Source organism: Oligella ureolytica DSM 18253 (genome assembly GCF_000373745.1).
Lineage (GTDB): Bacteria > Pseudomonadota > Gammaproteobacteria > Burkholderiales > Burkholderiaceae_B > Oligella > Oligella ureolytica.
In genome coordinates this window covers 1-18,020 of sequence record NZ_KB892317.1, presented here as the reverse complement: position 1 = coordinate 18,020, position 18,020 = coordinate 1, and the positions used below count along the sequence as shown (strand labels likewise).

Annotated in this window: 19 protein-coding genes, 1 pseudogene and 2 riboswitches; of the genes and pseudogenes, 11 read left to right on the top strand and 9 right to left on the bottom strand. The window is 46.3% G+C overall.

Going from position 1 to position 18,020, the window contains the following annotated elements; translation table 11 throughout:
* The 3 genes and pseudogenes from B092_RS0109570 to B092_RS16050 form a co-directional block, all read left to right on the top strand.
* Nucleotides 1–185 (top strand): annotated as a pseudogene (locus B092_RS0109570) (RNA-guided endonuclease InsQ/TnpB family protein); the annotation flags it as partial.
* Between the two features lie 89 nt (nt 186–274).
* A complete protein-coding gene (locus B092_RS0109565) occupies nt 275–979 on the top strand; it encodes a fumarylacetoacetate hydrolase family protein (RefSeq protein ID WP_018575023.1) in 705 nt (234 codons plus the stop codon).
* 34 nt (nt 980–1,013) lie between these two features.
* Entirely contained in the window at nt 1,014–1,148 is a 135-nt protein-coding gene (locus tag B092_RS16050) for a hypothetical protein (protein WP_018575022.1), read from the top strand.
* A gap of 57 nt (nt 1,149–1,205) precedes the next feature.
* Here B092_RS16050 and B092_RS0109555 read toward each other — a convergent pair whose 3' ends face one another.
* Entirely contained in the window at nt 1,206–2,648 is a 1,443-nt protein-coding gene (locus B092_RS0109555; protein ID WP_018575021.1) for a sodium:solute symporter family transporter, read from the bottom strand.
* Nucleotides 2,649–2,727: 79 nt separating this feature from the next.
* A riboswitch (TPP riboswitch) is annotated at nt 2,728–2,832 on the bottom strand.
* Between the two features lie 48 nt (nt 2,833–2,880).
* Nucleotides 2,881–2,978, top strand: a riboswitch (TPP riboswitch).
* Between the two features lie 38 nt (nt 2,979–3,016).
* Between B092_RS0109555 and B092_RS0109550 the strand changes: the two genes are divergently transcribed.
* The 5 genes from B092_RS0109550 (at nt 3,017) to tssF (ending at nt 7,491) form a co-directional block, all read left to right on the top strand.
* Nucleotides 3,017–3,796, top strand: a complete 780-nt coding sequence (locus B092_RS0109550) for a 3-oxoacyl-ACP reductase (RefSeq protein WP_026253709.1) — start codon at nt 3,017–3,019, stop codon at nt 3,794–3,796.
* Between the two features lie 19 nt (nt 3,797–3,815).
* Nucleotides 3,816–4,559, top strand: coding sequence for an NtaA/DmoA family FMN-dependent monooxygenase (locus tag B092_RS15905; RefSeq protein WP_018575019.1), 744 nt, complete (start codon nt 3,816–3,818; stop codon nt 4,557–4,559).
* 39 nt (nt 4,560–4,598) lie between these two features.
* Nucleotides 4,599–5,105, top strand: coding sequence for an LLM class oxidoreductase (locus B092_RS15900; protein ID WP_232244128.1), 507 nt, complete (start codon nt 4,599–4,601; stop codon nt 5,103–5,105).
* 157 nt (nt 5,106–5,262) lie between these two features.
* Complete coding sequence (locus B092_RS0109540) at nt 5,263–6,252, top strand: hypothetical protein (RefSeq protein WP_018575017.1); 990 nt, start codon at nt 5,263–5,265, stop codon at nt 6,250–6,252.
* 9 nt (nt 6,253–6,261) lie between these two features.
* Entirely contained in the window at nt 6,262–7,491 is a 1,230-nt protein-coding gene (gene tssF, locus B092_RS14130) for a type VI secretion system baseplate subunit TssF (protein ID WP_018575016.1), read from the top strand.
* Between the two features lie 85 nt (nt 7,492–7,576).
* Here tssF and B092_RS0109530 read toward each other — a convergent pair whose 3' ends face one another.
* The gene (locus tag B092_RS0109530) at nt 7,577–7,900 is read right to left on the bottom strand and encodes a hypothetical protein (RefSeq protein ID WP_018575015.1); all 324 of its coding nucleotides are present in this window, start codon (nt 7,898–7,900) and stop codon (nt 7,577–7,579) included.
* 117 nt (nt 7,901–8,017) lie between these two features.
* On the opposite strand from B092_RS0109530, the gene B092_RS0109525 reads away from it, so the two are divergent.
* From B092_RS0109525 to B092_RS0109515, 3 genes are all read left to right on the top strand, one after another.
* Complete coding sequence (locus B092_RS0109525; RefSeq protein ID WP_018575014.1) at nt 8,018–8,563, top strand: thermonuclease family protein; 546 nt, start codon at nt 8,018–8,020, stop codon at nt 8,561–8,563.
* 34 nt (nt 8,564–8,597) lie between these two features.
* Complete coding sequence (locus tag B092_RS0109520) at nt 8,598–9,578, top strand: hypothetical protein (RefSeq protein ID WP_018575013.1); 981 nt, start codon at nt 8,598–8,600, stop codon at nt 9,576–9,578.
* Nucleotides 9,579–9,650: 72 nt separating this feature from the next.
* Entirely contained in the window at nt 9,651–10,301 is a 651-nt protein-coding gene (locus tag B092_RS0109515; RefSeq protein WP_018575012.1) for a T6SS amidase immunity protein Tai4 family protein, read from the top strand.
* Between the two features lie 10 nt (nt 10,302–10,311).
* On the opposite strand, the gene B092_RS0109510 is transcribed toward B092_RS0109515, so the two are convergent.
* The 7 genes from B092_RS0109510 to B092_RS0109480 all read right to left on the bottom strand — a co-directional run.
* Nucleotides 10,312–11,040 (bottom strand): transporter substrate-binding domain-containing protein, encoded by a 729-nt coding sequence (locus tag B092_RS0109510; RefSeq protein ID WP_018575011.1) that lies wholly within the window; start codon nt 11,038–11,040, stop codon nt 10,312–10,314.
* Between the two features lie 57 nt (nt 11,041–11,097).
* Entirely contained in the window at nt 11,098–12,771 is a 1,674-nt protein-coding gene (cydC, locus tag B092_RS0109505; protein WP_018575010.1) for a thiol reductant ABC exporter subunit CydC, read from the bottom strand.
* Nucleotides 12,772–12,775: 4 nt separating this feature from the next.
* Nucleotides 12,776–14,569 (bottom strand): thiol reductant ABC exporter subunit CydD, encoded by a 1,794-nt coding sequence (gene cydD, locus B092_RS0109500; protein ID WP_018575009.1) that lies wholly within the window; start codon nt 14,567–14,569, stop codon nt 12,776–12,778.
* A 2-nt stretch (nt 14,570–14,571) separates the two neighbouring features.
* Nucleotides 14,572–14,706, bottom strand: a complete 135-nt coding sequence (cydX, locus tag B092_RS15155; protein WP_018575008.1) for a cytochrome bd-I oxidase subunit CydX — start codon at nt 14,704–14,706, stop codon at nt 14,572–14,574.
* A gap of 15 nt (nt 14,707–14,721) precedes the next feature.
* Nucleotides 14,722–15,876 carry a cytochrome d ubiquinol oxidase subunit II gene (cydB, locus tag B092_RS0109490; RefSeq protein WP_018575007.1) on the bottom strand — a complete coding sequence of 385 codons (1,155 nt, stop codon included), beginning with the start codon at nt 15,874–15,876 and terminating at the stop codon, nt 14,722–14,724.
* Between the two features lie 16 nt (nt 15,877–15,892).
* The gene (locus tag B092_RS0109485) at nt 15,893–17,473 is read right to left on the bottom strand and encodes a cytochrome ubiquinol oxidase subunit I (protein WP_018575006.1); all 1,581 of its coding nucleotides are present in this window, start codon (nt 17,471–17,473) and stop codon (nt 15,893–15,895) included.
* Between the two features lie 260 nt (nt 17,474–17,733).
* The coding region (locus tag B092_RS0109480) for a zinc ribbon domain-containing protein (RefSeq protein WP_018575005.1) at nt 17,734–18,020 on the bottom strand (287 nt) is incomplete at its 5' end.

Here is an 18,020-nt window from a genome sequence, read left to right as displayed (position 1 = left end):
AGTGTATGGACTGTGATTTTGAGGAAAACGCTGACGTAGTCGGCGCGATCAATGTGTTAAGGGCGGGACACGCCCGGTTAGCTTGTGCAGAGACTTCGCCTGTAGGTAAGGGCGTCGGGCCAAGAACCCACCGAAGCGAGTCAGGCGATGGTCGCCTGAACGCCGTAGGAATCCCCGTTCTTTAGGGCGGGGAGGATGTCAAGAATAAATTATCGAGTAGGTATACACTATAAGGCACTCGTTTTTAACAATTATTTCCAAGAAAGGAGACACCATGTCCTATGTCGTAGAAGTGGCTGATGTTGTTGCAGTGCCGGTAGTGGGTGAAGAGGCTAAATTCCCCGTGCGCAGAATTTATTGCGTGGGTCGCAATTACGCCAGCCATGCGATAGAAATGGGTTCTGACCCCAAAAAAGAACCGCCGTTTTTCTTTACTAAAGCCAATGACCAGCAGTCGGTGGTGATTGCCACTGAGGGCGTTGAGGCAACCATTGAGTACCCGAGCCAAACAAATAACCTGAATTATGAATTAGAGTTAGTGATAGCGATTGGTAAAAATGGTAAAAACATCTCGGTCAGTGAAGCGGAAGACTATATTTACGGCTTTGCGGTAGGTTTGGATATGACTCGACGAGATCTCCAACAAGAGGCGAAAAATGGCGGACGTCCATGGGAAATGAGTAAAGCCTTTGACCAAGCTGCTGTGGTGGGCGAGATTAGTCCTAAGTCTGAGGTAGGTGTTATTAATAGTGGCACGATCGAGCTGCAGGTTAACGGTGAGACGGTTCAAAAAGCGGATGTTAGAGAGTTGATTTGGTCTAATGCTGAGGTTATCTCTCGTTTATCCGAGTTTGTTGAGCTTCGCGCCGGTGATTTGATTTACACCGGTACGCCTGAGGGTGTCGGTGCGGTCAGTTCCGGTGACATCATGGTCGGTGCAGTTGATAGTTTAAAAGGAATTCGCGTTAAGGTTCTGTAAAAGTCACTGAACTGATTTTATTCAAGGATAGCTGTTGTTAACGGCTATCCTTTTTTACGAGCAATTACCCGATCCTAATAAAAAAGTTGAATTAAATGGCTATGGTAATGCCGCTGAAGCTAAAGAAACCTTACAAAAAGCGATTGAGGCTTATAAGACAAAAAAATAACTCGGTCTTGACGGAGGGTTATGGTGAATACCCTTCCGTCACCTGATTCCAGCTCACCTAACGTCGATCAATCGATTGAATAACATCAAAGCGGGCAAAATCAAATGCCCGCGTTTTATGCGTAAAGCGTTCTAACAACAAACAAAGAAAAGCAGGAATGAGTGCCGCGACTAAAAATGATGCCAACAAAGAATCCATTGGACCATCAGGCGTCGGGAATAAAAATAACCCCATGATTAGGCCGGCGATCGTACTCAATGTCGCCTGTGTGCCGGTAATACGGCGGCTGTATAAACCGTAAAACACCGGAAAAGCCATGGCTGAACACAGTAAATCAGCCAGTAAGAATAAATACAATACACTCAACCCTTTGGCAGAGACATACCAAACCGGTATTGCTAATAACACGACAAAATAACGTGACAGGCGTATTAATTGCTGATTAGTGAGTTGTGGAAATAAACGCTTAGCATCGACCGCAATGAGACTGCTGATGGCGCTAATAGCCGTATCGGCGCTGCTCATGACTAGTGCCAAACCTAAGGGAATGAGCAATACGACAAACCACAATGGCAAGACCGGCATGACCACGGTGAACAAGGCAATGGAGCTGTCACCATTAGGGTGCCAAGCAACAAAGGCAAGCCCAAATAGACCCATCACAAAAATAAACGGCATGGTCAGTAAAGAGCTGATTAAAAAGCCTCGACGCATTGCTTTGCTGCTGTGTGCGGCATAAATACGTTGCCAATTACCCTGATGAAATAGGCCGGTCAGCAAAATAGCGACAAAAAAAGTGAGCCCGGCTTTGATACCGATGGCATTACTTAAATCAAGTAATTGTGGTGCCGTCGCTTGTAAGCGTTCAACCGTAGGATGTATGCCATCAACCGCAATCCACACAAAAGCGGTCAGCAGAAATAATAATGGCAGTATCACCAACATCTGTACTTTGTCAGTAAATATCGTGGCCCGCAAACCACCATAAGATGTGTAAAGTAGAGTGCAGCTCAGCACAATCGCAGCCGTTATCCCTAAGGGAATAGGTGCAATTAAGGCGATGAGCTTAGACATGGCAGTGATTTCTGCGGTGAGTGAGATAAACAGATAAAACATCATTATGATGAGGGCTAGCGCATACATAGGCTTGCCATAGCGATGAATGATGTATTCGGTTAGGGTATGTCCCTCCGGGATAAGTTCGCGCATGCGATTGCCTAGTGGGATCATAGCCAGTCGTGGTGACATAGAGCCGATAGCGTAGCCGATCACAGCGCCCAATCCTCCCCAAGTGGCGGCTTGTGCAGGAGAGAATAAAATCCAAGCGCCTAATGAGGTAGCGAGCAGTGAGATAACGGTAGCCGTTGAGCGTTGGCTATGGCGAGCGACAATATACTCTTCGAGACTTTCTTGACGATGTCGGGAGTAAAGTACGCCGAACAGCGCAAAGACGATAGAAAATCCGAGTAACCAGAGTAAGGCATGTTCGTAACTAAGCACAGCGTCTCCTGTCTTAAAAATACGCTAAATGGCCGTACCGGATATTAGGTAGGGCCAACAATAAAGACGGCATAATGCTTAGCAGAATAATGTCCATTCCCTGCGCCGGCATTATCCGGATCAGGTTCGAAGGGTCAGTTTAAATAAAACCTCTCAGCCAACGTCGGCACCCCTAGAACAGGGCACATGATAAGATAAAAATCTATACATTGTCAAATAATATGTTATTGTTTTTATTGGCACGGGGTGTTCTAGAAGGCTAGAGCTGAGATTAAACCCGTTGAACCTGATTCAGTTCACACTGGCGAAGGGATGTCTGTCGGATTGTCTGCACATTGTCCTTTGCCGTATTTATTTTGGAGGCAGAAGTGACACAGTCAGTCCCTTTCGATTTTACTCAACAGGTCGTGTTGATTACAGGGGGCGCTAGGGGTCTAGGAGGCGCTCTAACACGAGCGTTTTTAGAGCAGGGCTCACGCGTCGTTATTAATTACCATCGCAGTCAGGAAGCGGCTCAGCAATTAGTCGCTACAGCACCCGATAGAGCGATTGCCATTCAGGCTGATGTGACAGACCAGGCTGGCGTGCAGGACATGGTTGCGCAGGCTACAGAGCACTTTGGTCAAGCGATCACGACCGTTATCAACAATGCTTTGCCGAGCTTTCAATTTAATGGTGATGCGCGTCCGCACGCTGATGCTTTGACCTGGGCCACGATCGATCAGCAAATGCAAGGTATTTTGCGTGGTGCCCTCCACACCATACAAGCGACGTTGGCAGGCATGGAGACCCAAGGCTTTGGGCGTATCATCAATATCGGTACGAATTTATTTCAAAACCCGGTGGTGCCTTATCATGATTACACTGCGGCAAAGGCGGCATTACTTTCGCTAACTCGCACGATGGCGCAAGATTTGGGGCCTAAAGGGATTACTGTCAATATGATTTCCGGCGGTTTATTACGGACGACAGATGCTTCTGCAGCAACCCCTAATGAGGTATTTGATTATATTGCGGCCAATACCCCACTACGTAAAGTGACGGATCCTGCCGAATTTGCAGATACCGCTTTATTTTTTGCTTCGCCATGGGCGCGTGCAGTAACCGGTCAAAATCTCATCGTTGATGGTGGATTGGTCAACGGCTAATGAATGATAAAAATACACCATGAGACAACTTCATTTAAATTTATTTATCTATGGCTGCGGTCATCATGCGGCTGCATGGCGTCATCCTAATTCGCCTGTCGAACGTTTAGGAGATGCCGGTTATTTTGAACGCTTGGCGCAGTCGGCGGAACGCGCCAAATTAGATGCGGTGTTTTTTGCTGATGGGCAATATACGGGTAGTGTGGAAGATGGTCCAAAGTGGTTTTTAGAGCCAATTACCCTATTGTCTGCATTAGCACGCGCGACAGAGAAGATCGGCTTGATCACAACCGTTTCCAGCACCTTTCAAACACCGTTTAATACGGCTCGTATGCTGTCGTCCTTAGATCATATCTCAGGTGGGCGCATTGCTTGGAACGTGGTCACGTCGATGTATGACATGGAAGCGCGTAACCACGGCTATGAATCCATGCCTGACCACGGATGGCGTTATCAGCGGGCAGCGGAGTTTATTGAAGCAGCACAAAAGTTGTGGGATAGTTGGTCTGACAGGGCATTGGTCTTAGATCGTGCAGGTAAGTATGCAGAGTCTGCCGAGGTCAATGCAATTAATCATCATGGCGAGCATTTTTTAGTCGATGGTCCACTGACGATTCCTCGTTCTCCTCAGGGTTACCCCGTTTTGTTTCAAGCGGGTTCCAGTGAGCAAGGGCGAGACACCGCGGCAAAATATGCGGAGGCCATTTATGCGGTTGCCTATGATTTATCGGCAGCGCAGGCCTATTATCGTGATGTTAAGTAGCGAGTCCGTGCGACTGGTCGTGGAGTCGATGTGCCGATTATGCCGGGTTTAGTTACCTATGTTGCCTCTACGCACGAAGAGGCGTTGCGTAAGCAACGCGAATTAGATGAGCTCTTACCGTCTGAAGCATCGCTTAGGCAGTTAAGTTTATTTATCAATCAGGATTGCTTGGACTGGGAATTAGACGCACCGGTACCTGTTTTACCCCCATTAGAGGAGTTTGCGGGGCCTAAAGGGCGATACGGTACGATTTTACGAATTATTGAAGCCGAACAACCAACCTTGCGTCAGCTTTTAGGGCGTTTAGCTGCTGGGGGTGGACATTGCACAATGGTGGGCACGCCGGAAGCGATTGCTGACAAAATGGAGCATTGGTTTTGTAATGAAGGCGCTGATGGTTTTAACCTAATGCCGTCGGCCTTACCTGACAGTTTTGATGATTTTGCTGAGCAGGTGATTCCGATATTGCAAAAGCGCGGCATCTTTCGCCGGGAATATACCGGCAATACACTGCGAGAGCATTTAGGCTTAAAGCGTCCGGCATAGCTTACAGGTGATGCGCTGATTTTAGTGCATCACTTCTTGTATCACGTTTTATGAAGATTATAAATAAGAATCAATATCAATTTTTATTCAAAAAAACATGTTAGTCGTGTAGTATATGATTGGTTTAAATAACTTCCATAAAGACAGGGGAACCCGCATGGCTAAGTCAAAATTTAGGAATCCGTTCATTATTCTCGTGATTGCCGTCATCGCAATCGCTGCTTGGTATTTTCTTTCAAATACAGTCAATAAAAAAGCAGAAGAGTATTTACAGCAGTATTTAGTTGAGAATAACCTGCAAGATAGAGTCAAATGGGAGTCGCTCGAAGCGAGCCCAACAGGTAGCGCTAATTTAAAAAAGGTGACGTTTTTGGATGAGAAGGGCGAGTTGTTTTTAACTGCCGAGGAGTTTAATTTAACGCACTTTAAGCAAGATGAAAATGTCCTAGAGACCAAGGCCGAGATTAAGGGGCTGATAGATGTTCAAGGGATTGCTTTTCAGGAAGACTTAAATTTATTGTACGAAAAACTGGATGTACCACCGTCTAACGCGATTGACCTTGATTGGGAAATTAAACTAGATAACACACAGCAAACATCCTATATGCGAGGTGATGTTCTGCTACCAAACTTATTTAGCGTGGAAACTGAGCTTAATGCGGATAGTCCCGAAACAATCAGAGAAATCTCAAAAATGTCTAATAGCTCTTTCGATAGCGGAGAGATTAGTGAGCAAGACTTAGCGGCGTTGATGGCGTTGGTGAGTAAGGTCAAAGTGCATGGTATCACTATTGGCGTTGTTGAAAAAGGTGGTGTTGAAAAGCTTCGCTATGAGATGATGGCATCAGAGTTTTCTGATGATATTGATAATCTCTCACCTGAACAACTCAACACAGAGTTTGAGAGAGAGATCGCGGAAGCAAGAGCGACATGTATCAATGAGTCTGAATTGTCAGCCGTACTTAGTGATCAGGAGGCTGCGTGCAATAAAGTCATGGACTTTTTGTTAGGAAGCAGTCAGGCAGTTAAAGTAAAGGCATCTACCGTTAAGCCATTTTCCTTTGATGAGATCTTGATGATGACGATGATGGGTGCAGGGCCTGAGATTTATGCTAAAGAGTTTGGTCTTAGCATTGATGTAGAGTAAGTGCTGTCGATGGTGAACTCATCTCAGGAAACAAAAGCGCGTAAACCACTCGCAGCGGCTGAAGTTCAAGTCACTGAAATTCCTGATAATCCGGGCTATTACGCAGCTAAGTTCTTCTTGCGTCCACATTATCAATTAGAGGGTCTAACTGTTTCTCTACGCTTGGTCTCTATATTAAAAGGCTTAAAGTTGCCCGAGAGTCTTGATAGTGATGAGGAACTTAAAAGATTTGAGCTGACTTTCTTATTTGATCATAGTTTTTATGACTTAGAAAATAATGTGTCTGCTGAAAACTTCCAGCTCAATAGTAATAGTGTGCCTGTTATTAATCTATTTCCTTTTAAGGCAAACCGTATTACCGTCACGCCAAATCTACATGAGTATCACGTCGTGCCTGACCGCTCAAAACCGATGGATTATGAAGTTTACAGTGTCGATGAGGTGACGGCCGCACGCGTAGGACAACGTGGTGGCCAGTCATTTAAGGAAATGTATCGGGCGCTGGGGGACAACACGGATGAGCAGCATGGATACTTTTCTGTACGTCGTGAACTTCGACAGATGTCAGACACCGCACTACGCTCGGGGGCTCGTACGTCTTATTTGGGTAGTGAGGTATTTATCAGCCTTGTAGACCCCAAAGCCCCCCCTTTTGACCAAAACATTGAAAGCTTAGTACTGGGCTTAAGCTGTACTAATAGAGACTTGCCCTTGCTGCTAAGGGCAGGGGATAAGATTGATTTCCGTTTTAGTGAGTTTATTCCAGTGCAAAGGATGGCATTACTTAGAGGGCCATCGCGTCCACGACCTGCATTAGCAAAAGGTGCTTATGCTTGGCGTTTATTAAGCCATTTGAATCTTAATTACTCCAGCTTAATGGACCTGGATGAGGAGCAGGGGGCAGAGGCTTTGCGTGAATTGCTTCGTGTGTATGCTGATGTGGCTGATAGCAGTATAGCTAAGCAAATCAATGGGATCAGAAAGGTGTCTATTGAGCCTATGCATCATCGCATGCCGATACCGGGACCCATTTTATACGGGCGCGGGGTAAAAATTGAGGTTGAAGTTGATGAGCTGGCTTTTTCCGGTATCAGCCCCTACCTATTGGGTGCTGTCTTGGAGCAGTTTTTTGCCCGCCATGTTACTATTAATTTAATGACAGAATTGGTTCTAAGCACATTGCAACGAGGCGAAATTGCGCGTTGGAAGCCTCGTATGGGTGCCAGACCGGTCGTTTAATATTAGCTACCAAAAAGGTGTGTCAATCACTTTGTCGCACCCGTGGGATCAGGCGAGGAATCACCTCCTCACCTGACTTGCCCAGTCAAACTCCGTTACCCACATGGTTAAGTAGATAAAAGATAAACCCAACAATTGCTGCTAAAAAAATGGATACGGTGATTAGGTATTTAGCATGTGGGTTTTGATGCGGCACTAGATTAAGACTGCGAACAGCGCAAATCAATGTCCCAAGTATGGCAATAATGCTCCAAATAATATAAAACCAACCAAAGGCATTGGCATAGTCAGGATTAAGTCTTTGTGCGCTGAAAGTACCTACAAACAATGAAATTGCATATAGTGCAATGAGGGTATAGGCGCGTTTGTTCCAACGTTTGGCCTTAGCGATATTGGTTATCTCAGTCATAAGAATCTCTCGCTCCAATGTTAAGAGGGTTTGTTTTTCACAAAAAGGTTGTTTTAAGCTTGGACCACATTTTTTTTCTTACACTGTTTATTATGATGTACTAAGTGGAAAAAGAAAATGTTTCGTTCAATTTTGCAAGCCGGCGTGATATTACTTGTGCTGGTAGGCTGTCAGCAACTGCTTCAAAAGACCAACCTGTTGGACAGCGTAGATCCCGGTACGATAAGTACTGCCACGTCAGAGCAAATTGTCGGGCGCGTAGTGAGAGTCATTGATGGTGACACAGTCAGTGTACTTGATAAAAATAATACACAGCACCGTATTCGACTGGCACAAATTGATGCGCCTGAAACTAAACAAGCTTATTCTAAGGTGGCTAAAGAGGCTTTATCTTCGCTGGTAGCCAATCGGGAAGTAACGGTGAAGGTTGACGGTATTGACCGCTATCAGCGCGTATTAGGTGAACTGTTTATCGCGGATCAAAATGTGAACCTTTATCTGGTGAGAAATGGCTTGGCTTGGGCTTATACTGCCTATGTTACTGATGACAATTATGTTGTTGCTCAGAGACTTGCCCAAAAGGAGCAACGTGGGCTTTGGGCTGATCCCCATGCTGTAGCACCGTGGGAGTTTCGTCGTCAGCAGCGTAAGCAGCGTCAGTAACCTATCCCTGTTGGTTAAAAGCAAAAAGGCAGCTATGAACAAGTCGAAATTAACCTATCCTGTCATTATTTTATTATTGATCATATTGGTGATCGGCGGCTGGTTTGTCATTTCTAATGTGACTTCAAATAAAGTTGAAGAAGCGTTTGAACAGTGGTTACTGAGCAATAATCTTCAAGAAAATCTGACCTGGGATAGCTTAGAAGCGAAGCCGAAAGGTGTTGCTACGTTGGCACAAGTCAAGGTGTACGATAACGCAGCAACACTGCTATTGTCTGCTGATGAGTTAATCATTAATCACTACAAAGCAAATGATGATGTGATGGAAGTAGATTTACAAGTTAAGAAGCTGGTTGATGTTGAGGGTACGTTTTTTCAAAAGCAGCTAAATAGGTATTTTGACGAAGCCCGACTTGAGGCGCCTGATTCAATCAATGTGTCTTGGACGATGTCTTTAAATCAGAAGTCGCAACGTGCTTTTCTAAATCCAGCCATTGAATTACCGGAGTTTATGAGACTGGGGCTCCAACTAAAGACCGATAGTCCTGAGGTTTATCAAGCATTTATTGCCCTATTAAATGATCCTGATGGCTTTGCCAATTATGGCGTGTTTAATTTAATCCCACATGCAGGAAGTGTGAAATTAAATCAAGTGATTCTGGATATTGAGGATTTAGGCGGTATGGAGCAGCTTCAAGAGTCACTTAAACAGTCGATGATAGCTGGTGAGTCAACACCTGAGACTGATAAGCGGCGAGAGGCACTTTGGCAGAGCCGTTTGGCTGACGCCAGAATGGATTGCCTACATGATGGATCGTTGTCAGTTGTTCTTCAAAATCATCAACAAGCCTGTGGTCGTTTGATCGATTTTATGAGTGCTAAAAAGCAGGCTATTCAATTAAAAATTACTGCAACCAATGCGATTAGTTTGGAAGAAACCATGCTTGCCGGAATGATGGGGCTGAGTATTGAAATGCTGTTAGCTAAGTACGAAGCTAAGGTTGTCATTGAATAGCGGCGTTAAGAGGTAGTGAACTTTCAACACCTAAGCGGTCTAATTTCTATGGTGTCAAAAAGGATCGTATCAATGAATTGCTTGACTCGTTTAAAAGATAAAAGTATCTGCCTGATTTTTATTGCCGTTGCCTTGAGTCTACCCGGCTATTTGGCGTTGGCTGAAGAAGTAGGAGAGGTAGGAGAGGTAGAGGATCAAAGCGTTACGGAGCATGACATAGAGGCTGAGGCAGAGCTGAATGTACCGACAGCACCGACTGTTCCGGCATTTTCCGATCTTCAAGCGTTGCGTGATTTTGACCATGATCTAGTGGATTTTACCTCCTCACCGGCACGCTCTTATCAGCAAACTTTTAAAGATATGGCTTTATCTTTTTGTCTCAGTCAGGCTTATCATCGCGTTGAAGAAGTTAAAGATGATACCTTGTACACAGCCGCTGCATTGCACAGCTGGAGCCGCTATGAGTACGACGAGGCTAAGGATAAAATGACCCATTTAGTCAGTGAGTATCTAGCTAAACCATACCGTCATGAGCCTGTAACTGATGAGACTGCGCTTGAAAATGAGGAGCTGGAAGCGCCTTCTCACCCTCCCCATCACCTTGAATTGTCTTTGTTGAAGTGCCTGGATCTGTACCATGGCCCGGAATTAGAAAAATTGGCCAAAGAATGTGTGATTGATCCGGGGCGTAGTTATGCCGAGGACCACTCACATATCCCCTAGGCCGGCTTAGTTAGTCGGCAACCGCAGCGCCTTTGACTTGGTTATCATCAAGAATTTGATGTACCTCACCGCTTTCTTTGATGAGACGAACAAATTGATTGAGGTATTCACCGGCTAATTTACCACGCGTTTTAGCGACTCCCATGGCCTGTTGAATTTCCATAAAATGGCCGGGTAATAAGCGCACGCCACCCACCAATGCCGCATCCATTTCTAATTGCTGCCTGACCCCTGCGGCGACTTCAAAGTGATGTGCTAAAAAGTGATTGACGACCTCTTGAGAGCTTGGTGCACGAATAATTTCAGCATGCTTAATCGCTCGACTGAGGTACAAGTCATAAGCGCTACCATGGCCTACCACAATATGATTATCTTTTTGGTCTACTTCATCAAGTGACTGAATGGGCGAGTTTTCATGCACCAAATAGGCGCCTTGAATAGTCACGTAGGGTTGGGTAAAAGAGATTAACTCTGCGCGTTCGGGATCGACTGCAAAAAAACCGATATCTGCTTTCGCTGTTGCCACATAATTGACGGCATCGGCTGCTTTTAAAACGGTAATTAACTTGAGTGGAACATCTAATTGCAGGGCAAACTTTTTGGCTAAGTCGACAGTGACACCTGTCGGATCCTCTTTTTTTGTGCCGGCTTTGGCAAGAACGGCATTGCCTAAATTAATAACAGCTCGTAATTCACCTGTCGGGGCAAAGATGTTCTTCAGGTCTAAATTTTCGCTCATCATGACTCTCCTCTTACGATGTGGCTAGGTCTCAACTTTGATTGTATCGTTTTATAATTAAATTAGTTGACCGTTTTCTAACTTAATAATGCGATCAACGTAGTCGGTACTTATTTGTGCATGAGTGACCATGATAACAGTGCGCCCTTGGCTGGCAGTCATCAGATCCGCCATAAAAGCACGTTCCGCCTCACGGTCGAGACCGCGGGTAGGCTCATCAAGTACCAATACTTGGCTTGGCGATAATAATGCTCTTGCTAAGCATAGGCGTCGCGCTTGACCGGCGGATAAGGTGCGACCGGTTTCTCCGGTCCACGTATCTAGGCCATGGGCGAGGCTACGTACAAAATCGCCTAAACGGGCACGATCGAGTGCCAGCCAAAGCTGCTCGTCATTTGTATTAGGAGCGGCAATTAATAAGTTACTGCGTATTGTGCCCAAAAAGACGGGTGCATCTTGGGTTAAGAAGGCGATGCGTTGATGTAGTTGTTCCAATGGGGCTTGACGAATATCCACACCGGCATATGTTATCTCGCCCTGATCGGGATCATCAAAGCGCAACAGCAAGCTTAATAAACTGGATTTGCCTGCGCCACTACGACCGATAATAGCGATACGTTCGCCGGCTTGAATAGATAGATTAATGCCCTTTAACACCTCATGACCTTTTTTGTTGCTGGCCCCGATTGGATAGGCATAGCGTACCTGGTTAAATATAATCTCTCCTCTAAGGGGGAGTGCTTGTGGTTTAATCACGTCGACGATATTGGGCGTGGCGGTCGTGAGTGCGGCAATCCGTTTGGCGGCTGCCGCAGCACTTCCAAGGCGCGACGCTCCACGCATAATGGGTGCAAAAATTTCAAAAATACCTAAGACAGCTAACACCAAACCGGCCCAAAGTGGACCACTTATCGTGCCATTAGCAAAGCCGTCAATCCCCCAATACAAAACCCCCAGCAAACAAATGCCGGATAGTAGTTGGACGACCGCTTTGCCGTTAGCTGCGAGTAGACTTTGCTTGCGGTGGGCAGTGGCGACTTCTAAGCATTGAGCAGCAAATTGGCGTCTCGCTTGGTTCTCGGCTCCTAAAGCCATTAAATCTGCGTGTGCCGTGACGGTTTGGACAGTCATTTCACGCATGATCGCGATGTTTTTCTGAACTGCCAGTCCGGGTTGATGTGCTTTTTTGGCTAATACTAAGGGCACAATGATGCTGGCTAATAATAGGCACAGCATTAAAATCAGACCTGCCGCAGGCAGCCAGGCACCAACCACGATAGATAAAATGAGTCCAACCGTCAGTGCGGTAAGGATAGGTGCGATTGCAAACAAATACACCGTATCTAAGGCGTCTATATCACCGGTTAGGCGAGCAATTAAATCACCATCTCGATAATTAGCTAATTGCCCGGGATCTAAAGGGAGTAAATGCCTAAATACGGTACCTCGCAAATCAGCTAAAAGACGTAAGGTGGCGTCGTGACCGACAACGCGCTCTATGTAGCGGCTGACAATACGGATAAAAGACAGACCCCGTACCAAAGCGGAGGGGGCAAATAAATTAAACGTTTGCCAAGAGGCAACAATCGCCGCACCGGTTAGAAACCAACCAGCTACACCTAAGAGTCCAACGCCGGCGGCTAAGGTGATCATCGTAAATACCAGCGCTAAAACTAAACTGCCTAAGCGTTGGCGATAAAGCGGAGCGAGGAGGCGCCAAATCGATTTCATGACCTTAGCACTCCGATGATAAAAGAGAGGATTTATCGATGGGCATTAATGCTTGCGCATCAAAACGCCAGATGTGGTCAGCCCTCTGTGCGACAGCAGGATCATGCGTCACGATTAGGAGACTACGGTTGCGAGCAAAGTGAAGCAGGTTATTTATCACTAAGTCACGTGTGTCGGGATCTAAATTGGCGGTAGGTTCATCTAGTAAAATCACACTTGGATTACGTAAAAAGAGGCGAGCCAAGGCGACACGCTGTAGTTGACCACCGGATAAACCATAGCCACGCGTTTCTAGGCGAGTATTAAGTCCGTCTGCCAAGTCATTTACAAAATCACCCATAGCCGCTAGTTCAGCAGCGTTTTGTAATGCTTGCTCATCAGCGTGCGGTGCTGCTAAGCGTAGATTGTCGGCAATGGTACCGCTTTGTACATAGGGGTGTTGGCTAATTAAGGTTAAGTGCTGACGTAACTTGGTAGATGACCACTGAGATAGGGGGCGATCATCTAAATAAACATGGCCTTCACTAGGACGTAGGCCTGCTAGGCTTTCGAGTAACGAGGTTTTGCCAATGCCGCTATCCCCCATTATCGCAGTCACTCGTCCGGGTGCTAGTGTGAAAGAAAGGTCCTTAATGAGTGGTTGCTCTTGTCCCGGTGCCTTAATAGTTAATTGTTCCGTTCTCAGCACTAACGGGGTTGAGGTGCTAGCACGGCAAGGCTCAGATACTACTTCCGCTTGTATCGCTTCCTCTTCTGCGCTAAGAGTCAGATTATCCGGCAAGGAACCGAAGAGCTGATGAATTTCAGCAACTGCAGCGCGAGCATCGGCGCGATCATGATAGTGCGCAGCAAATTGGCGTAGCGGGTTATAGACCTCAGGTGCCATTAATAAGCAAAACATGCCGGCTTGCAGAGTCAATATACTGCCACCACGTAGATTAATAAAATCAAGATAGGTTAAGCCAATATATAAAGCCGTACCTGCAACGCCTAGGGCGGCAAAAAACTCCAACGTCGCTGAAGATAAAAAGGCGATACGCAAAACAGACATGGTTTTATCTCGTAGGACATCGCTGGCCTCAACCACTCGTTGAGCTTCCGTTTCGGCTTGGCCGTAGAGTTTAAACGTGGATAAGCCACGGATACGATCGGCAAAATAACCGGATAAGCGAGAAAAGGCGTCTAAGTGTCGTCTACTGGCAGCTTCAGCGCCCCAGCCAACCAGCGCCATGAAGAGAGGGATGAGGGGGGCAGTGATTAGAAGTAATAAACCCGCGACCCAATCCACAGGAAATATGGCGATAGCAAAGGCAATTGGTAAAAAGGTGCCGGCGATCAGCGAGGGGATATATTGAGAAAAATAACCATCAAAGGCCTCAATGTGTTCCAGCAATATACTGGCTAGGGAGCCTGAGGCTTGCTGTCTGGTCCAGATCGGACCACGGTCAATCATATCTGTAAAAAGGCTTTGACGAAGGAGGTATTTTATTTTTTCTGAGGCTCTGATGCCAGCACGTTCTCCTTGCCAAGTTAATAGGGTACGGACCACAAGAAGGACAATAATCAATGCGATATCACCTAATAGTGCTTCTTTGCCCAAGCCTTGTACGATCGCTTGGTCTAAGACGCCGGCCAGTAACCAAGCTTGTATCAACAATAGTAAACCGGCAATAACCGGCGCGCTAATCCCAATGAGTAGTGATCCCTTTGCTTGTTTGCTTAGTGCAGCTAGCCATTTGCTCTGTTCGCGTGGGAGGGTTGTTAGGGTAGCGCCGGGATCGTGCTCTGTTTTAGACATGGCTAGGTGTTTTTATTTCCTTCTGTCGTTTCACCAATCGCGTCTAAACGCTGATGGTGGATTTCGTACCAGAGCCCAACGGCGATAGCGACACCACAAGCAAGAGCGGTGCCGAGCATCCAAGTTAAGTACCACATAATAAGCTCCTATGATTAATATGTGTTGGTGGTTTTGTTAAGTTCTTCTTCCGACACCTTACCGCGCATAATGTGATAGATGTAAGAGGTATAGCTAATAATAATTGGCATCAGAATGGCTGTCGCTATCAGCATAACCCAGAGGGTTAACTGGCTTGAAGAGGAGTCCCAAACCGTTAGGCCAATACTTGGGTTGGCTGACGACGGCAAAATAAAAGGAAAGATTGCAAATCCAACGGTACTAATGATGCCGGCGATACTGGTAGCGGACGTGATAAACGCAGTAATAGGGCGGTGCAATGCTAAGAAAAGACTTGTAGCCAAGGCGCCTACAATGCCTAGAATAGGCCCTATCCATAACCAAGGCCATTTGCTAAAGTTTGTTAACCATGCCCCTTCCATGAGAGCCACTGTTTTATTTAGCGGGTTAGATGCCGCATTAGGATCGATAGTGCTGGTGATGACATGACCATCAAGAGCGGCGACCCAAAAGCCACCCAGAGCAAATAAAATAGCAACGAGTATGGCGCTGACAATACCTAAACGACGAGCTCTTGAAGCCACCGGGTCAACCACTCGCCAGGCTAGTAAAGTGGCGCCATGTGTGATGTGCATAAGTAAGCTTAGGACTCCACAAAACAAAGCGAAAGGGGTGAATAGCTCCCAGAAAGAGCCGTGGTAGAGTGCACGCATGGAGCTGCTTTCTACGTCAAAGGGCAATCCCAAGATGACATTGGCAAATGCGACGCCAAAGACGATAGGTGCAACGATCCCGGCAGAGGTCAGAACGGCGTCCCATGCGTTGCGCCAAGGGGTGTGATCATATTTACTGCGGTATTTAAAGCCGACAGGACGTAAAATTAAGACCACTAATAAGAGCATCATCGCCAGGTATAAACCGGAGAAAGATGTGGCGTAGAGCATAGGCCAAGCAGCGAAAATAGCTCCCCCGGCGGTGATCAGCCAAACTTGGTTACCCTCCCAGACCGGACCGACAAGATTAATCATAAGGCGGCGCTCAGAATCGCTGCGACCGATAACAGGCAACAGTGCAGCAATGCCAAGGTCAAAGCCATCCATAATAGCGAAACCAATTAGTAAGAAGCCCATGAGAGCCCACCATAGGAGGCGTAGGGTTTCATAGTCTAATAAGATTAATGAGTTCTGCATAATTTTTTCGTCCCTTTTAGACCGTCACTTTGTCAGTAGGTAGTTCTCCCGTGAGTAACGAGCGCCCATCAGTTGGTGCAAGCTCTTCAGGCCCTTTTTTAATGGCATGCAACATGACCTTGGTGCCGATAATGAAGATAATGGTGTACAAAATGATATAAATTGACAAACTGATGAGTAAAGAGGTCACAGAGAGATGTGAAACAGCATAATGGGTGGGTAATATTCCATCAATGGCCCATGGTTGGCGTCCATATTCGGCAACAAACCAACCGCACTCGATAGCTATCCATGGTGTCGCCACACCCCACATGGCCAGTTTTAAAGTACGAGGGCTATCAGCTATACGACCTTTGATAGAAAGCCATAGGGTCAGTGCAAAGAAGAGAATAAAGTAAATACCAAGCACAACCATAATGCGGAAAGCATAGAATAACGGGGCCACATTAGGCACCGTATCCAGGGCTGCTTGATGGATTTCTTCCGGTGTGGCGTTTTCAATATCGTCACGATATTTTTTAAGCAACAAGCCGTAACCTAAGTCGCGCCAGTTTTCCATAAAATAGGCTCTGGATTCGAGATCATGGGGATCGCTTTTAAAGCGTTGTAGTGCTTCATAGCTATCAATCCCTTGGGTGATGCGGCCATGATTGCGCTCAACCAGTTCGTTAATACCCGGCATAACCTGATCTAATGAACGAGTGCCTATAATCCCCATGACCCAAGGAATATGAATCGCAAAGTCATTTTTCATTTCCTCTTGGTTGGGAATAGCAATCACATTAAATGAAGCCGGTGCCGGTTCTGTTTCCCACATGGATTCTAGGGCAGCAATTTTCATTGATTGGTGTTCGCCGAGTAAATAACCACTTTCGTCGCCAAGCGTCACCGCACCGATAGAGACTAAGAAACCAAATGCAGAGGCGACAGCAATAGAGCGCTTAGCAATGTCCATATTGCGTCGGCGTAATAAGTACCACGAACTGACGGCAATAATAAAAATAGCACCGGTAATATAGCCGGCAATGACGGTATGTAAGAACTTTGCTTGTGCGACCGGATTTAAGATGACTGAAAAGAAGTTAGTCATTTCCATACGCATGGTGTCAGGGTTAAACACAGCAGCTACCGGGTATTGCATCCAGCCATTAGCAATTAAAATCCATAAGGCCGAGAAGTTGGTGCCTATGGCAACCAACCAGGTTGCGGTTAAGTGAGCTCGTTTGGACATGCGGTTCCAACCGAAAAAGAATAAACCGACAAAACTGGCTTCTAAGAAGAAGGCCATGAGCCCTTCAAGAGCGAGTGGCGCACCGAAAATATCGCCTACGTAATGGCTGTAGTAAGACCAATTCATGCCAAATTGGAATTCCATCACAATGCCGGTACCTACGCCGATGGCAAAGTTGATCCCAAAGAGTACGCCCCAGAAGAGTGTCATACGACGCCAAATATCCCGCCCCGTGATCACGTAGATAGTCTCCATGACCGCCAGCATAAAGGATAGACCGATGGTCAGGGGGACAAAGATAAAGTGAAACATGACGGTTATCGCAAACTGCAGACGCGATAAACTCACAACATCTAAATCGAACATGAGTGCTCTCCATGGTCTAACTAAAAGAATAAGCGATGATTTTTATTGGGTGATAAAGTGTTAAGAACTCTTTTAGTCAGCTTATTTATAGCTTCAATAAAACTAGTCATAATAACATTGATATTAATTCTGTATTAAGTGTTTAGATAAACACATATAACATTTGAAAAGGGTGTGTTTTAGGCTTGGATTAAGGCAATTAATGGGCAAGCCTATATACATCATACTCTGATGAGCTGAAGTTTGACATCCTCCCCGCCTTAAAGAACGGGGATTCCTACGGCGTTCAGGCGACCATCGCCTGACTCGCTTCGGTGGGTTCTTGGCCCGACGCCCTTACCTACAGGCGAAGTCTCTGCACAAGCTAACCGGGCGTGTCCCGCCCTTAACACATTGATCGCGCCGACTACGTCAGCGTTTTCCTCAAAATCACAGTCCATACACTTGAAGCACGCTTGGCTACGCCTATTCTCCTTGGCAACGTAGCCGCAGCAGGGACAAGTCCGGCTGGTGTTTCTGGGGTTCACAGCAAGGAGCTCTCCACCTA

Bases quoted from the DNA above. Each gene is read 5' to 3' on its own strand.
- B092_RS0109565 (WP_018575023.1), top strand. From the start codon at position 275: ATGTCCTATGTCGTAGAAGTGGCTGATGTTGTTGCAGTGCCGGTAGTG.
- B092_RS15905 (WP_018575019.1), top strand. From the start codon at position 3,816: ATGAGACAACTTCATTTAAATTTATTTATCTATGGCTGCGGTCATCAT.
- B092_RS15900 (WP_232244128.1), top strand. From the start codon at position 4,599: ATGCCGGGTTTAGTTACCTATGTTGCCTCTACGCACGAAGAGGCGTTG.
- B092_RS0109540 (WP_018575017.1), top strand. From the start codon at position 5,263: ATGGCTAAGTCAAAATTTAGGAATCCGTTCATTATTCTCGTGATTGCC.
- tssF (WP_018575016.1), top strand. From the start codon at position 6,262: ATGGTGAACTCATCTCAGGAAACAAAAGCGCGTAAACCACTCGCAGCG.
- B092_RS0109530 (WP_018575015.1), bottom strand. From the start codon at position 7,900: ATGACTGAGATAACCAATATCGCTAAGGCCAAACGTTGGAACAAACGC.
- B092_RS0109525 (WP_018575014.1), top strand. From the start codon at position 8,018: ATGTTTCGTTCAATTTTGCAAGCCGGCGTGATATTACTTGTGCTGGTA.
- B092_RS0109520 (WP_018575013.1), top strand. From the start codon at position 8,598: ATGAACAAGTCGAAATTAACCTATCCTGTCATTATTTTATTATTGATC.
- B092_RS0109515 (WP_018575012.1), top strand. From the start codon at position 9,651: ATGAATTGCTTGACTCGTTTAAAAGATAAAAGTATCTGCCTGATTTTT.
- B092_RS0109510 (WP_018575011.1), bottom strand. From the start codon at position 11,040: ATGAGCGAAAATTTAGACCTGAAGAACATCTTTGCCCCGACAGGTGAA.
- cydC (WP_018575010.1), bottom strand. From the start codon at position 12,771: ATGAAATCGATTTGGCGCCTCCTCGCTCCGCTTTATCGCCAACGCTTA.
- cydD (WP_018575009.1), bottom strand. From the start codon at position 14,569: ATGTCTAAAACAGAGCACGATCCCGGCGCTACCCTAACAACCCTCCCA.
- cydX (WP_018575008.1), bottom strand. From the start codon at position 14,706: ATGTGGTACTTAACTTGGATGCTCGGCACCGCTCTTGCTTGTGGTGTC.
- cydB (WP_018575007.1), bottom strand. From the start codon at position 15,876: ATGCAGAACTCATTAATCTTATTAGACTATGAAACCCTACGCCTCCTA.
- B092_RS0109485 (WP_018575006.1), bottom strand. From the start codon at position 17,473: ATGTTCGATTTAGATGTTGTGAGTTTATCGCGTCTGCAGTTTGCGATA.